This window comes from Micromonospora sp. bgisy143 (assembly GCF_057708145.1).
The window spans coordinates 1-13,196 of record NZ_JBYIRN010000041.1 but is presented as its reverse complement, the minus strand read 5'-3'; the positions used below and the strand labels follow the sequence as shown (position 1 = coordinate 13,196).

At 72.0% G+C, this 13,196-nt stretch carries 14 protein-coding genes; 6 read left to right on the top strand and 8 right to left on the bottom strand.

Annotation, left to right across the window (positions count from 1 at the left end):
• Window positions 1-56 precede the first annotated feature (56 nt).
• The 4 genes from AC3EN4_RS29960 to AC3EN4_RS29945 form a co-directional block, all read right to left on the bottom strand.
• Window positions 57-1,091 carry a threonine aldolase family protein gene (locus AC3EN4_RS29960; protein WP_435209710.1) on the bottom strand — a complete coding sequence of 345 codons (1,035 nt, stop codon included), beginning with the start codon at window positions 1,089-1,091 and terminating at the stop codon, window positions 57-59.
• A 186-nt stretch (window positions 1,092-1,277) separates the two neighbouring features.
• A complete protein-coding gene (locus AC3EN4_RS29955) occupies window positions 1,278-2,684 on the bottom strand; it encodes a class II 3-deoxy-7-phosphoheptulonate synthase (protein ID WP_435209708.1) in 1,407 nt (468 codons plus the stop codon).
• Between the two features lie 87 nt (window positions 2,685-2,771).
• A complete protein-coding gene (locus AC3EN4_RS29950; RefSeq protein ID WP_435209706.1) occupies window positions 2,772-3,263 on the bottom strand; it encodes a nuclear transport factor 2 family protein in 492 nt (163 codons plus the stop codon).
• Window positions 3,264-3,444: 181 nt separating this feature from the next.
• The gene (locus AC3EN4_RS29945; RefSeq protein ID WP_435209704.1) at window positions 3,445-5,082 is read right to left on the bottom strand and encodes a glycosyl hydrolase family 18 protein; all 1,638 of its coding nucleotides are present in this window, start codon (window positions 5,080-5,082) and stop codon (window positions 3,445-3,447) included.
• 155 nt (window positions 5,083-5,237) lie between these two features.
• Here AC3EN4_RS29945 and AC3EN4_RS29940 point away from each other — a divergent pair, with 155 nt between their 5' ends.
• Both AC3EN4_RS29940 and AC3EN4_RS29935 read left to right on the top strand, forming a co-directional pair.
• Window positions 5,238-5,720, top strand: coding sequence for a glutathione peroxidase (locus AC3EN4_RS29940; RefSeq protein WP_435209702.1), 483 nt, complete (start codon window positions 5,238-5,240; stop codon window positions 5,718-5,720).
• A 345-nt stretch (window positions 5,721-6,065) separates the two neighbouring features.
• Entirely contained in the window at window positions 6,066-6,740 is a 675-nt protein-coding gene (locus AC3EN4_RS29935; RefSeq protein ID WP_435209700.1) for an NADPH-dependent F420 reductase, read from the top strand.
• A gap of 24 nt (window positions 6,741-6,764) precedes the next feature.
• Here AC3EN4_RS29935 and AC3EN4_RS29930 read toward each other — a convergent pair whose 3' ends face one another.
• Both AC3EN4_RS29930 and AC3EN4_RS29925 read right to left on the bottom strand, forming a co-directional pair.
• On the bottom strand, window positions 6,765-8,366 hold the full coding sequence (locus tag AC3EN4_RS29930) for a glycosyltransferase 87 family protein (protein WP_435209699.1): 1,602 nt from the start codon (window positions 8,364-8,366) through the stop codon (window positions 6,765-6,767).
• Between the two features lie 102 nt (window positions 8,367-8,468).
• Entirely contained in the window at window positions 8,469-8,669 is a 201-nt protein-coding gene (locus AC3EN4_RS29925) for a hypothetical protein (protein ID WP_435209697.1), read from the bottom strand.
• Between the two features lie 251 nt (window positions 8,670-8,920).
• Here AC3EN4_RS29925 and AC3EN4_RS29920 point away from each other — a divergent pair, with 251 nt between their 5' ends.
• The 4 genes from AC3EN4_RS29920 to AC3EN4_RS29905 all read left to right on the top strand — a co-directional run bounded on the left by AC3EN4_RS29920 (window position 8,921) and on the right by AC3EN4_RS29905 (window position 11,846).
• Entirely contained in the window at window positions 8,921-9,145 is a 225-nt protein-coding gene (locus AC3EN4_RS29920) for a GntR family transcriptional regulator (protein WP_435209695.1), read from the top strand.
• 78 nt (window positions 9,146-9,223) lie between these two features.
• Entirely contained in the window at window positions 9,224-9,889 is a 666-nt protein-coding gene (locus AC3EN4_RS29915; RefSeq protein WP_435209693.1) for a class I SAM-dependent methyltransferase, read from the top strand.
• Window positions 9,890-10,323: 434 nt separating this feature from the next.
• Entirely contained in the window at window positions 10,324-11,178 is an 855-nt protein-coding gene (locus AC3EN4_RS29910; protein ID WP_435209691.1) for a DUF4397 domain-containing protein, read from the top strand.
• A complete protein-coding gene (locus AC3EN4_RS29905; protein ID WP_435209689.1) occupies window positions 11,148-11,846 on the top strand; it encodes a class F sortase in 699 nt (232 codons plus the stop codon). The genes AC3EN4_RS29910 and AC3EN4_RS29905 overlap by 31 nt, the downstream gene beginning before the upstream one ends.
• A gap of 112 nt (window positions 11,847-11,958) precedes the next feature.
• Here AC3EN4_RS29905 and AC3EN4_RS29900 read toward each other — a convergent pair whose 3' ends face one another.
• A complete protein-coding gene (locus tag AC3EN4_RS29900) occupies window positions 11,959-12,309 on the bottom strand; it encodes a DUF2203 domain-containing protein (protein WP_422736104.1) in 351 nt (116 codons plus the stop codon).
• 41 nt (window positions 12,310-12,350) lie between these two features.
• Window positions 12,351-13,169 carry a pyrroline-5-carboxylate reductase gene (proC, locus tag AC3EN4_RS29895; protein WP_435209743.1) on the bottom strand — a complete coding sequence of 273 codons (819 nt, stop codon included), beginning with the start codon at window positions 13,167-13,169 and terminating at the stop codon, window positions 12,351-12,353.
• Between the last annotated feature and the right edge of the window lie 27 nt (window positions 13,170-13,196).

Below are 13,196 nucleotides of genomic sequence, written 5' to 3'. Positions count from 1 at the left end.
CGTCATCCGGAACGCGGATTTTGACGCGAACCTCTTGATCAACGCGGGAGGGTCGGTCAGGCGGACAGGACCTCGGTGAGGACGGCGACGGCGCGGGTGACCGCGTCGTCGTCGAGGCCCAGATGGGTGACCAGGCGGGCGGTACGGGGGCCGAGCACCGAGATCAGTACGCCCTCCTCGCGCGCGGCGGCGGCCAGGGCGCGGGCGTCCAACGCGTGCTTGGTCAGGTCCAGCGGAACGAGGTTCGTACGGACCGTGGTGGCCAGCACCCCGAAGGGCGCGACCGCCTCGGCGAGCCGGGCGGCCCGCGCGTGGTCCTCGGCCAGCCGGTCGACGTGGTGCGCGAGCGCGTACCGGCCGGCGGCGGCGAGGATGCCGGCCTGCCGCATCCCGCCCCCCATCCGCTTGCGGATCATCCGGGCCCGCTCGATCTTCTCCGCGCTGCCCACCACCAGCGAGCCGACCGGCGCGCCGAGCCCCTTGGAGAGGCAGACGGACAGCGTGTCGAAGAGGCGGCCGTACTCGGTCAGCGACACCCCGTCGGCGACGTGCGCGTGCCAGATCCGGGCGCCGTCGCAGTGCAGCGCCACCCCCGCGTCGTCGGCGACACCCCGCAGCTCCCGCAGTGTGGCCAGCGGGATCACGCCGCCGCCACCCCGGTTGTGGGTCTGCTCGACGGCGATCGCGCGGGTGGGCACGGCGAAGTAGCCGTCCGGACGGATCATCCGGGCGACCACCTCCGGGTCGATGTCCGCGCCGACCGCCGGCCAGGTCCGCGAAGAGATTCCGCCGTACGCGGCGGCGGCGCCGATCTCGTACGTGACGACGTGGGCGTCCGCGTCGCACAGCAGTTCCTCGCCGGGCGGCACGAGCAGTTGCAGGGCGATCTGGTTGGCCATCGACCCGCTCGGGGCGAACAGCGCCGCCTCGTGGCCGAACAACGCGGCGACCTCGGCCTCCAGCGCGTTGACGGTGGGATCCTCGCCGTAGACGTCGTCACCGACCTCGGCGGCGGCCATCGCCTCACGCATCCCGAGGGTCGGCCGGGTCACGGTGTCGGAACGCAGGTCAACAAGCTCAGCCACAGTCATCCTTTCGACGGCCGGTCGCGGGTCTCGCGTACCTGGCCACGATCATTCTCGCCCGGCGAGGGCTTGCCTCAGCCGCGGAACTGGCCTCCGGCTGCCGACTGCGGGGCTCGCAAGCTCACTCCTCGCGTCAGCCCCGGAATTGGCCTTCGGCTGCCGACTGCGGGGCTCGCAAGCTCACTCCTCGCGTCAGCCCCGGAGCATCTCCGCCACGAGGAAGGCCAGCTCCAGCGACTGCTGGGTGTTCAGCCGCGGGTCGCAGGCGGTCTCGTACCGGTCGGGCAGGTCGAGGTCCTCGATGCCCTGGGCGCCGCCGAGGCATTCGGTGACGTCCTCACCGGTCAACTCGACGTGGATGCCACCGGGGTGGGTGTCCAGGCCCCGGTGCACCTCGAAGTAGCCGAGCACCTCGTCGACGATGCGGTCGAAGTGCCGGGTCTTGTAGCCGTTGGACGACTCGTGGGTGTTGCCGTGCATCGGGTCGCACTGCCAGACCACCTTGGCGCCGGAGGCGGTGACCTTGGACACGATCGGCGGCAGGGCGTCGCGGACCCGGTGGTTACCCATCCGGCTGATCAGCGTGAGCCGGCCGGGGACATTGTCCGGGTTGAGCTTCTCGCACAGCTCGATCGCCTCGTCCGGGGAGGTCGTCGGGCCGAGCTTGACGCCGATCGGGTTGGCGATCCGGGAGATGAAGTCGATGTGCGCGCCGGTGATCTGCCGGGTGCGCTCGCCGACCCAGAGGAAGTGCCCGGACAGCCCGTACGCCCGGCGGTCGGAGACCCGGGTGAGCGCCCGGTCGTACTCCAGGGCCAGGGCCTCGTGGGAGCAGTAGAGGGTGACGGTCCGCAGCGCCTCGTCGTCGGTCATTCCGCAGGCCCGGATGAAGGCCAACGCACGGTCGATCTCCCGGGCGATCGCCTCGTAGCGCTCCCCGGCCGGGGAGGTCCGCACGAAGCCCTTGTTCCAGTCGTGCACGGCGTGCAGGTCGGCGAGCCCGCCGGCGAGGTACGCCCGCAGCATGTTCATCGCGGCGGCCGAGTTCGCGTACGCCCGGATCATGCGCTGCGGGTCGGCGACCCGGGCGGCGGGATCCGCCTCCAGCGAGTTGATCATGTCGCCGCGGTACGCGGGCAGCCCGCGCGCGTCGGTGGGCAGAGAGCGGGGCTTGGTGTACTGGCCGGCGACCCGGGCGACCTTGACCACCGGAAGCGACGCGCCGTAGGTGAGCACGATCGCCATCTGCAACAGGGTGCGGGCGTTGGCCAGCAGGTGGCTCTCGGTGTTGTCGGCGAAGGTCTCGGCGCAGTCACCGCCCTGGAGCAGGAACGCCTTGCCCTCGCAGACCAGCGCCAGCTTCTGCCGGAGCTGGTCCACCTCGTAGGGCGCGACGACCGACGGCACGGTGTCGAGCACCTTGCAGACCTCGGCGACGGCGGCCGGGTCGGACCAGGGTGGGACCTGCTCGCGCGGCAACTCCCGCCAGCGGTCCAGGCCGAGGGCGGCGTCCTCGGCGGAGTCGATGGTCGGACGGCTGGTCTGCAGGCCCGGGCTACCCACCGCGGGATGGCTCAGCTGGTGCCACTCATGGCGCATGAGAGAAAGCGTACGGCGACCGTGCGTGTGACCGGGCAGCGAGGGGGACGGTTCCGGCAAGTGGGAGATCGATCCCACCGGTGGCGGTCAGGACGCGGGTGAGGGGCTGGTGGCCGGCTTGCCGCCCGGCGCCTCATCGGCGATGCACCAGTCGCCGCCGTCGCGGGTGACGGTGAACACCAGCGGGCGGGTGACCTTGCTCTTGCCGGCGGTGACCGAGACCGAGACGCTGACCTCCTGGCCGCGCTGACCGGCTCGGACGTCGGTGATGGTCGCCTGGGGCACCTGGAAGTGGTCGGCGAAGTCCCCGTTGGGACCCGTGGCCGCGGCGTCGAACCCCTCGTGCAACAGCGCGCAGAGCTGACTACGGCCGGCGGCGACGTCCTTGGCGGTCATCGCGTCGAGGTACGCCTGCACGCGCTCGCGGGACCGTGCGGCGGCCTCCTCGGCGGGCGCCCGCTGGGGCGTGGCGGTCTGCTCCTCGGCGTCGTCGCCGTCGGCCCCGCAGCCGGCGAGAGCGGCCGGGAGCAGCACGAACGCGGCGGCGGTCGCCGTCAGCCGGCGTTGGATCGGGCGCATGACCACCTCCGTCGTACGAGAAATCGAGACCTGCCGAGCCGCGAGTCTGCCACATTCGACCCGACCCGCCCAAGGCCGGCGGCCCGGCCGACGCGTGGCGTCGACCGGGCCGCTGTGGCACGGGCGGGAAGGGGCGGTGCGGGCCCCTTCCCGCCGTGTGGGTGGTGCGTCGGCCCTCGGCTCAGCCGAGGCCGCCCTTGATGGCGCCGATGAGCTCGCCGTTGCTGGTGTCACCGGAGAGCTCCCAGAAGAACGCGCCACCGAGGCCCTGGTTCTTCGCGTACGTCATCTTGCCGTTGATGGTCGACGGGGTGTCGTAGCTCCACCAGTTGCTGCCGCACTTGGCGTACGCGGTGCCGGCGATCGTGCCGGTGGCCGGGCAGGTGTTCTTGAGGACCTTGTAGTCCTCGATGCCCGCCTCGTAGGTGCCCGGCGCGGCACCGGTGGCGCTGCCGCCCGGCGCGGCCTGCGTGACGCCCGTCCAGCCCCGGCCGTAGAAGCCGATGCCGAGCAGCAGCTTGCTGGCCGGGATGCCCTTGCTCTTGAGCTTCTGGATCGCCGCGTCCGAGTTGAAGCCCGGCTGCGGGATACCGGTGTACGACGTCAGCGGCGAGTGCGGGGCCGTGGGGCCCTGCGCGTTGAACGCGCCGAAGTAGTCGTACGTCATCGGCATGAGCCAGTTGAGGTTGCCGATCGCGCCGGCGTAGTCGGTGGCGTCGATCTTGCCGCCGTTGCTGCCGTCCGCCGTGATGGCGGCGGTGACCAGGGCGTTGGAACCGAACTTCGACCGCAGCGCGCCGATCACGTTCTTGAACGCGTTCGGGCCGCTGCTGTCACAGCTCAGACCGCAGGCGTTCGGGTACTCCCAGTCGACGTCGATGCCGTCGAAGACGTCCGCCCAGCGCGGGTCCTCGACCAGGTTGTAGCAGCTGTCGGCGAACGCGGCCGGGTTCTGGGCGGCCTGGGTGAAGCCGCCGGACCAGGTCCAGCCGCCGAACGACCAGATCACCTTGAGATGCGGGTTGAGCTGCTTGAGCTTGCGCAGCTGGTTGAAGCTGCCGCGCAGCGGCTGGTCCCAGGTGTCGGCGACGCCGTCCACGCTCTCCGCCGCCGTGTACGCCTTCTCGTAGTCGGCGTAGCTGTCGCCGATGGTGCAGCGACCGCCGGTGGTGTTGCCGAAGGCGTACAGGATGTGGGTCAGCTTGGCGGCCGAGCCGCTGGTCTGGATGTTCTTGACGTGGTAGTTGCGCCCGTAGACGCCCCACTCGGCGAAGTAGCCGACGACCTTCTTCCCGCCCGTGTTCGGTGGCGGGGTGGTGGTCGGGGGCGCGGTGGTGGGCGGCGCCGTGGTGGGCGGCGCGGTGGTCGGGGGCGCCGTGGTGGGCGGCGCGGTCGTGGTCGGCGGGGTCGTCGGGGTGCCACCGCCGCAGGGCGCGCCGTTGACGGTGCAGTTCAACGGCGCCTTGTACGCGCCGGTGCCGTTGTAGCCCCAGCTGAACGAGGCGCCGGGGGCGAGCCCACCGGCCCAGCTCTTCTTCACCGCGACGTAGTGGTTGCCGCTGCTGGTGACGTCGGCGTCCCACGCGCTGCTGATGGTGGTGCCCGACGGCAGGTCGAACTCGATGCGCCAGGTGGCGACCGTGGCGCTGGTGCCGTTGGTCACGGTCACCTTCGTCTCGTGACCGGTCCCCCAGTCCTGCGCCTTGGCGAACGTGGTGGTGACCGTGCCGGCGCCGAACGCGGTCGTCATCGGCACCGCCGCGACGGTCACGGCGACCACGGCGCCGGCCCAGAGGGCCCGGCGGAGCGATCTTTTCATGAGGCGTCTCCCGTACTGTTAGGAAACTTTCCAAAAGAGATGGTGAGACCGTACTCACACCGTCATCACTCCGTCAAGATGTCCATGTTTCGATTTCTCCTGGCAGTGGAACGCCCGGCCCAAGCGGCCCCGTATCTGGCGCGTAGCCTCAGGCCATGACCGTCTTCGACATCCCGATCGGCGCCCTCAACGGCGGCCCCGCGGACCTCGCCCGCTACCGCGGCAAGGCGCTGCTGGTCGTCAACGTCGCCTCCCGCTGCGGCCTCACCCCGCAGTACGCCGGCCTGCAGAGCCTCGCCGACAGCTACGCCGAGCGCGGCCTCGTCGTACTGGGCGTGCCGTGCAACCAGTTCGCCGGGCAGGAGCCGGGCAGCGCCGCCGAGATCAGCGACTTCTGCCAGGTCAACTACGGGGTGACCTTCCCGCTGACCGAGAAGGTCGACGTCAACGGACCCGACCGGCACCCGCTCTACGCTGCGCTGGTGGACACCCCGGACGCCGACGGGCACACCGGGGACATCCGCTGGAACTTCGAGAAGTTCCTGGTGGCCCCGGACGGCACGGTCGCCGGCCGCTTCGCCCCGACGGTCCAGCCCGACGACCTCCGCACCCCCATCGAAAAGCTCCTCCCCGCCTGACCCGCCGGCCCCCACCCCCTTCGGCTTGGTGATCAAGAGGTTGGCGTCAGGAATCGGCCGATCGGTGACGCCAACCTCTTGATCACCGGGGCCGGGCCGGGGCGGGGCCGCCGGGCGGGGGCCTGGGCACGGTCCGGGCGGGGGCCTGGGCACGGTCCGGGCGGGGGCCTGGGCACGGTCCGGGCGGGGGCCTGGGCACGGTCCGGGCAGGGTGGGGTCACCGGAGGGTGGTAGGTGGGCGGGAGGCGGTCGGGGGGCGGCGGTCCGCAGTACGTTGGCGCTAACCGGGGATAACTCCGCGCATCGGTCGGAATGCGTCGTGGGTGGACGGAGTTGGGAAACAGCATGACAACTGTGGGACTGATCGGCAGTGGCAACATCGGCAGCACGGTTGCCCGGCTGGCGGTGGACGCCGGCTACGACGTGGTGCTGAGCAACTCGCGCGGGCCGGAGACGCTCACTGAACTGGTCGACGAGTTGGGCGAGCGGGCCAGTGCCGCCACGGCGCAGGACGCGGCGCGGGTCGGTGACTTGGTGGTGGTCACGGTGCCGCTCAAGGCGTACCGGGCGGTGCCCGTCGAGCCGCTGGCCGGCAAGGTCGTCATCGACACCAACAACTACTACCCGGAACGTGACGGGAACTTCCCCGAGCTGGACTCGGGCGAGACCACCAGCAGCGAACTCCTGCAGCGGCACCTGCCGGAGTCGCGGGTGGTCAAGGTCTTCAACAACATCTACTTCAAGGGTCTGGCCGCGCTCGCCCGGCCGTCCGGCGCCGCCGACCGTAGCGCTCTGGCCGTCGCGGGCGACGACGCGGCCGCGAAGGCCGAGGTCACGGCCTTCCTCGACCGGATCGGGTACGACGCGGTCGACGTCGGCCCGCTCGCCGAGGGCTGGCGCTACCAGCCGGACACCCCGGCGTACGGCACGCTCTACTCCGCCACCCCGACCGACTGGGATCACCCGGCGCCGGGCGACGCCGAGAAGCTGCGCACCGCCCTGGCCGCCGCCACCCGCTGAGGAGCCCCGCCCTCCGGCGACCGCCTACCGGGTGGTCGTCCGGAGGGCGGCGGCCAGTTCGTCGTCGTAACTGGCGATCGGCTGGCCGGCGGCGTCGTACGCCACCAGCCGACCCTGCGCCATGCTGGCCGACCGGAACGAGAACGTCCGGGTGCCGGGGTAGGCCGCCAGCAGGGGGATGCTCCGGGGTGCGCCACCCGGGGCCGAGTAGTACTCCAGTCGGGCCACCCGGGTGGCCACCACGCCGTTGACCCGTACCTTCGTCTTCTCCGCCCGGCTGCCGAACGTGACCGGCGCGTCGGTGGCGTAGGCGGCGCACTCGGCCGGGCCCCGGCAGACGAAGAAGTACCGCGGGTTGGCCACGTCGCCGAGGGCGTACGCCTTGAACGTCGGGTCCGCCCCGGCGGGCAGCGGCTGCACGGCGAAGAAGGCGAGGGCCACGGCGGCCGTGACGCCCACCCGCAGCCAGGCCCGCCGCGCGGCCGGGCGACGACCGCCCCGAGCGGCGGCGACCGCGACACCGCCGAAGCCGGCCAGGCACAGCAGACACGTCCCGACGGTGCGGGCGTTCTCGAAGAGGAACTGCACGCCCGGCCGCGTCGACACCGGCCCGAGGACCGCCCCGAGCGAGACGACCATGGCGCCGAGCAGCGCCGCGCCGGCCACCCGCTGGGTGATTCCGGACGCGCCGACCAGCAACATCGCGGCGAGCACCGGCCACACCTGGTGGTGGGTCCAGGACACCGGTGACGCGGCCACCGTGGCGCAACCGACGAGCACGGCCGCGTGGCCGGGCCGACCCCGTGCGGCCAACTGCCGAGCGCGCAGCAGCGCCACGCCGCAGATCACCGCGACCAGAGCGGCCCAGAGCACGGGCAGGGCCGCCTCGTCGACCCCGACGCGCAACAGCATCCCGTGCACCGACTGGTTGCCCAGCGAGGCCAGGTTGCCGATGCGGGAGGTCTGCCGGACGGCCTCGGTCCAGTAGATCCAGCTCTCGGCGGGCAGTACGAGCGCCGCCAGCCCGGCGCAGGCCACGAAGGTCGCCGCGGCACGTCCGGCGTCGCGGTAGCGCCCGGTGGCGAGGAAGTAGACGACGAACAGCAGCGGGGTCAGCTTGATCGCCGCCGCCACCCCGACGAGCACACCCCGCAGCCGGGGCGGGACGACACCCGTGCCGTCGAGCAGCGCCAGCAGCACGATGAAGATGCTGACCTGCCCGAACCGCAGGTTGCTCTGCACCGGAGCCGAGAGCATCAGGACCGTGGCGGCGAGCGCGACGAGCAGCGGGCGGCGGGACCGGTCGGCGCTGAGCGCGACACCGACCGTCCCGGCGACGGCGACGACCGCCGCGCACGTCGCGACCAGCCAGATCCCCTGGAGTACGCCCTCACCGACGAGGGTGATCGGCCCCAGCAGCAGAGCGGCGAACGGCGGATAGGTGAACGGCCCGCCGTTCGCGGCGCGATACTCGTACAGCGGTCGGCCGGCGTGCAGATCGGACAGTGCGCCGTAGTAGATGTGCAGGTCGGAGAGCCGATCGTCGCGGGTCAACACGAGCACACAGGACACCGTCGCGACGACGACGAACGCCGCCCAGACCAGCGTCACCCGTCGATCCCGCATCGCCCGAGGATAAGGGAGTACGACCGCCGGCTATGCCCCGTCAGCCGTTGGCCTCGAAGTCCAGCGCCGTCGAGGATGGCGCCCGGCTGTCGGACACGGGCGCTACTTCTGAAACAGCACCGACACGACGTCCGCCACGATTCCGAAAGCCCAGTCCAACTGCGGACAGTCGTGCTGGCCCCGACACTCCAGACAGCCGCCCGCCTGCCAGGGTCGATCAAGCGCCCTGGACCAGTGGGCGTCGAGGACCCGCTCCGCTGTGAAGAGTTCGGTTGCCCTGGACACCGGCTCGTCGATCGCCATCGTCCGCACCTTTCCCAAGGTCACGAGGGGGCACACCCTGGAGGGCGGAGACCATACGTCGCGCCCTCCAGGGTGGATGGATCGGGAACCTCGGGGTGCTGAAGTCCAGAAGCATCCGACCGCTGTCTCACTGTATCCACTGTCTCACTGTAGTCAGTTTCTCACTGTGTTCAGTTGAGTCGCTTCGTCACTTGTCCTGCCCCGGTCCCGGCTGGAAGCATGATCTGCGCTGAAGTCCAGGAGAGCCGATCATGCCTACCAGACCACCGCACTACCTCCGCGTCGCCGACGACATCGCGTGCAGAATCAACTCCGGCGAGTACCCGCCCGGCCATCAACTGCCCTCGGTCTCGGAGATCGGCGAGATCTACAAGGTGGCGCGATCGACCGCCTACCGGGCCGTACGCGAACTGCACCAACGAAACCTGGTCTACGGCCAACAAGGGCAGGGCGTGTTCGTCGCCGAATCGGAGTAGCCCGCGGCGAAGCTCGACCGCTTCTGCCGTCGGAAGAACGGGGACCGCGCCGCAGACCCTCGTCCGTAGCATCGGCGGATGGGAGTGACGAGCACACCGGCGTACGACGCGCACGCGGACTGGTACGAGGGTTTCATCTCGGGCGGCGGTGACTATCTCCGGCGGGTGCACAGGACCGTGGCGGACCTGCTCGGCCCGGGTGACGGGCCCTGCCTCGATGTCTGCTGCGGCACCGGCGCGCACGCGTCCGTGCCCGCCGCCCTGGGTTGGACGCCCTTGGGTGTGGACCTGTCCGGTGGGCAGTTGCGGCACACGCGCGACAGGTTGCCGGCGGCCCGGGGCGACGCAACCGCACTGCCGATCGCCGACGCGTCGCTGCCGGCGGCGATGTGCGTCCTGGCCAGCACCGATCTGCCCGATTACTCGCTCGTGCTGCGCGAGGTCGCACGTGTGCTACGGCCGGGCGGGCGGTTCGTGCACGTAGGCGTGCACCCCTGCTTCGTGGGCGCGTTCGCCGACTGGGGTAGGCACCCGACCGTCGTGATAGACGAGCGCTACGCGAATCGGGCCCACAGCTTCGACAGTTGGAACACCAGCGGCGTCCGGGCGCGGGTCGGGGCGTGGCACGTTCCGCTCGCCGATCTCCTCAACGCGACCCTGTCCGCCGGCCTCCGAACGGTTCGCTTCGCGGAGGCGGGTCCCGGCGGCGTACCGGACCTGTTCGGCTTCCTGGCGGTGCGCTAGCAGCACCCGCCTCGCCCCCGCTGCAAGATCGCGCTCGATCCTGGATCCGGTGGCACCCTCCCGACGCCTGGGCCACTACATCCTCGCCAACCGTTGCGTGAGGGCGAGTGGCTGTTCGTCAACCCGCACTGCCTCGCTGCCCCTTCTTCGCGATCTTGCATTTCCTGTTGCGACATAAGTGGGCATTGGCGCGCATTTCGGCGACCGAAACTGCAAGATCGGCGCGGTGAGTCGTTCCGAGGGTGACGAACCCGGGGTGTCGACAGCTCGCCGCACCCCCGGCACGGCCCGCACCCGGCACGGGCAGCCGGCACAGGCAGCAGCGGCCAACGCGGCGGGGAGAAACATCGCGTGTACAACTTGCGCCAGAGTCTCACGCACGGGACTCTGTCGGTGGGTTGCCGCCCGCTCACCGAACGTGCCTCGGAGGCGACATGCACACGCTCCGTACCGCGTCCCGCCGGCTGCTGGCCGGTGCCGGCGCGCTCCTGCTCGGCACCTCCCTCGCTACCGCGATCCCGGCGACGGCCGGCGCGGCCAGCGTCGGCTACGTCCGACTCGCCCACCTCTCCCCGGACACCCCGGCGGTGGACGTCTATCTCGCCGCCCCCGACGCCGCCACGCCGAGGGTCTTTCCCGGCGTCGGCTACGGCGTCGTGTCCGACTATCTCCAGTTGCCCCCGGGCCGGTACGCGGTGGCGATGCGCGAGGCCGGCACGCCCGCCAGCGAACCGCCGGTGCTCACCACCGAGGTCGCGGTGCGAAGTGGCGGCGCGTACACGGTGGCCGGTGTCGGCCGGCACGCCGACCTGGGGCTGCGGGTGCTCACCGACGACCTGAGCGCTCCCGCGCAGGGCCGGGCCAAGGTACGCGTCGTGCAGGCGTCGGTGCGTACGCCGGTCCTCGACGTGGCCGCCGCCGACGGCCCGACCATCGCCGACGGCGTGCAGTTCGCCACCACCACCGATTATCAGCAGGTGGAGCCGGGCTCCTGGAAGCTGCGGCTGACCGGCGCGGGCGGTCCGAGCACCGCCGCGGAGGTTCGGCTCACCGGCGGTGCCGTCTACTCGCTGCTGGTGCTCGACGGCAGGCAGGGCGGGCTCACCGCCGAGCTGCGTCAGGACGCCGAGGGCGGCACCGTCGTACCGGCCGGTGGCGTGGACACCGGCGCGGGTGGCATGACCGGGCGCGGGCTCGGGGCGTACCCCCTGGTGGCCGGCGCGGTGGCTGCGGCGGCCGTGGTGGCGAGCCTGCTGCTGTGGCGTCGGCGGCGGCGCACCACCTGGTGAGCATCGGGCCCGCGATCCGACGGCACCGCGAGCGTCGGGCGCCGCTGGCCGCGCTGGTCGCGGCCGGCGCGGCGGTCTGCCTGGCCGCCGGCAGCGGGGTCGGGCTCGCGACGACCGACCCGCCGCCGCCCGTCGCGGCCTGGCACCCCGGCTGCGCCGACGGCTGCGCGTCGGTGGGCGCGTCGCCGCGGGCATCAGGTCCACCCACCCGGGTACGGGTGCCCCGGATCGGCGTCGACTCGGCGCTCACCGTGCTGGGCCTGGACCGGACCGGCGCGCTCGTGCCGCCGGCCGACTTCGACACGGCCGGCTGGTACGGGGGTGGTCCCGCCCCCGGCGACACCGGTCCGGCCGTGCTCGCCGGACACCTGGACTCGCGGCGCGGTCCGGCGGTCTTCGCCCGGCTCGGCGAACTGCGCACCGGCGATCGGGTGCAGGTGTGGCGCGGTGGACAGTGGTTGTCGTTCCGGGTGACCGGGTCGCTGCGCACCCGCAAGGACCGGTTCCCGACGGCCACCGTCTACGGGCCGACACCCGGTCCGGAGCTGCGCCTGGTCACCTGCGGAGGCGACTTCGACCGGCGGCGCGGGCACTACCGGGACAACGTGGTGGTATTCGCGGTCCTCGACGCCCCCGGGCCGGTCCTCCCGACGTCCGCGGCGGGCTGAGGGTTTGATCGACTCGGGTTTCAGGAAATCGTGGCATCCGACGCAAGCGGACACCGCGGTTTCCATGAACCCGAGTGGATCAACACTCCGGCGGCGCGGCGGCGCGGGACGGTCAGAGGGGGCGGCGGCCGGCGAAGCCGCACTCGGCGCGGTGGTACCAGCGCACGTCGGAGTCGCCCTCCAGCCAGCACCAGAGCACGGCGCGGCCGTCGCGTTCACCCGGGAAGTCGAGCAGCACCGGCGCGATGCCCTTGACCTGGATCTCGTGCTGGTGCAGCTCGTCGACGACGGCGTGCAGCCGGGCCTCCAGCCCCTTGACCTCGGCCAGCCCGCCGAGCGCGCTGACCCCGTGGTCGGCCAGGTCGACGCGCAGCTCGGCCAGGTCGGCGCGGACACGGATCAGCTCGTCGACACGCGGCTGCAGGGTGGCCACCAGGTGCCGGGCCTGGGCGAGAGTGAACACGCCGCCAGTATGCGGCACCCGCCGCGCCGCGGGGGACCCGGTCAGTCGGCCTGGGCGGCCAGTTCGCGGGCGCGGTCCCGGGCCGCCTCCAGCGCGGCGAGCAGCGCCGCGCGGACGCCGTGCTTCTCCAGCTCGCGGACGGCGGAGATCGTGGTGCCGGCCGGCGAGGTGACCGCCTCGCGCAGCTTGACCGGGTGTTCGCCGGAGTCGCGCAGCATGACGGCGGAGCCGATGGCGGTCTGCACGATCAGCTCGTGCGCCACCTGGCGGGGCAACCCGAGCAGGATCCCGGCGTCGATCATGGCTTCCACCAGCAGGTAGAAGTAGGCCGGGCCGGAGCCGGAGAGCGCGGTGACCGCGTCCTGCTGCGACTCGGGCACCCGGATGGTCTGCCCGAGGGGCTTGAACATCTCCTCGGCCAGGCCCAGGTGCGCCCCGGTGGCGTACGTGCCGGCGGAGATGGCCGTCATCGCCTCGTCGACAAGCGCCGGGGTGTTGGTCATGACCCGGACCACCGGCGTTCCCTCGGGCAGTCGGCGGTTGAAGAAGCTGGTGGGGAGCCCGGCGCAGAGCGAGATGACCAGCTTGTCGGCGGGTACCTTCGGCCCGATCTCGTCCAGCAGCGCGGCGGCGTCCTGCGGCTTGACCGAGACGGCGAGTACGGCCGCCTCGTCGACGGCGGTCAGGTTGTCGACCACCCGCACCCCGTAGCGGTCGGTCAGCTCCTGAGCGCGGGCCGGTCGGCGGGCGGTGGCGAGCAGTCGCTCCACCGGCCATCCGGAGCGCAGCAGCCCGGAGAGCATCAGCTCGCCGATCTTGCCCGCGCCGATCACCGCGACCGTGTGCACCCCGGCTGACATCTGCGCCGTACCCCCTCGAGGTCTGGT

What these genes read in the sequence shown, in the direction of transcription:
- AC3EN4_RS29925 (WP_435209697.1), bottom strand. Translation starts at nt 8,669, where the DNA reads ATGGCGATCGACGAGCCGGTGTCCAGGGCAACCGAACTCTTCACAGCG.
- AC3EN4_RS29910 (WP_435209691.1), top strand. Translation starts at nt 10,324, where the DNA reads ATGCACACGCTCCGTACCGCGTCCCGCCGGCTGCTGGCCGGTGCCGGC.
- AC3EN4_RS29955 (WP_435209708.1), bottom strand. Translation starts at nt 2,684, where the DNA reads ATGCGCCATGAGTGGCACCAGCTGAGCCATCCCGCGGTGGGTAGCCCG.
- AC3EN4_RS29915 (WP_435209693.1), top strand. Translation starts at nt 9,224, where the DNA reads ATGGGAGTGACGAGCACACCGGCGTACGACGCGCACGCGGACTGGTAC.
- proC (WP_435209743.1), bottom strand. Translation starts at nt 13,169, where the DNA reads ATGTCAGCCGGGGTGCACACGGTCGCGGTGATCGGCGCGGGCAAGATC.
- AC3EN4_RS29935 (WP_435209700.1), top strand. Translation starts at nt 6,066, where the DNA reads ATGACAACTGTGGGACTGATCGGCAGTGGCAACATCGGCAGCACGGTT.
- AC3EN4_RS29960 (WP_435209710.1), bottom strand. Translation starts at nt 1,091, where the DNA reads ATGACTGTGGCTGAGCTTGTTGACCTGCGTTCCGACACCGTGACCCGG.
- AC3EN4_RS29950 (WP_435209706.1), bottom strand. Translation starts at nt 3,263, where the DNA reads ATGCGCCCGATCCAACGCCGGCTGACGGCGACCGCCGCCGCGTTCGTG.
- AC3EN4_RS29920 (WP_435209695.1), top strand. Translation starts at nt 8,921, where the DNA reads ATGCCTACCAGACCACCGCACTACCTCCGCGTCGCCGACGACATCGCG.
- AC3EN4_RS29940 (WP_435209702.1), top strand. Translation starts at nt 5,238, where the DNA reads ATGACCGTCTTCGACATCCCGATCGGCGCCCTCAACGGCGGCCCCGCG.
- AC3EN4_RS29945 (WP_435209704.1), bottom strand. Translation starts at nt 5,082, where the DNA reads ATGAAAAGATCGCTCCGCCGGGCCCTCTGGGCCGGCGCCGTGGTCGCC.
- AC3EN4_RS29930 (WP_435209699.1), bottom strand. Translation starts at nt 8,366, where the DNA reads ATGCGGGATCGACGGGTGACGCTGGTCTGGGCGGCGTTCGTCGTCGTC.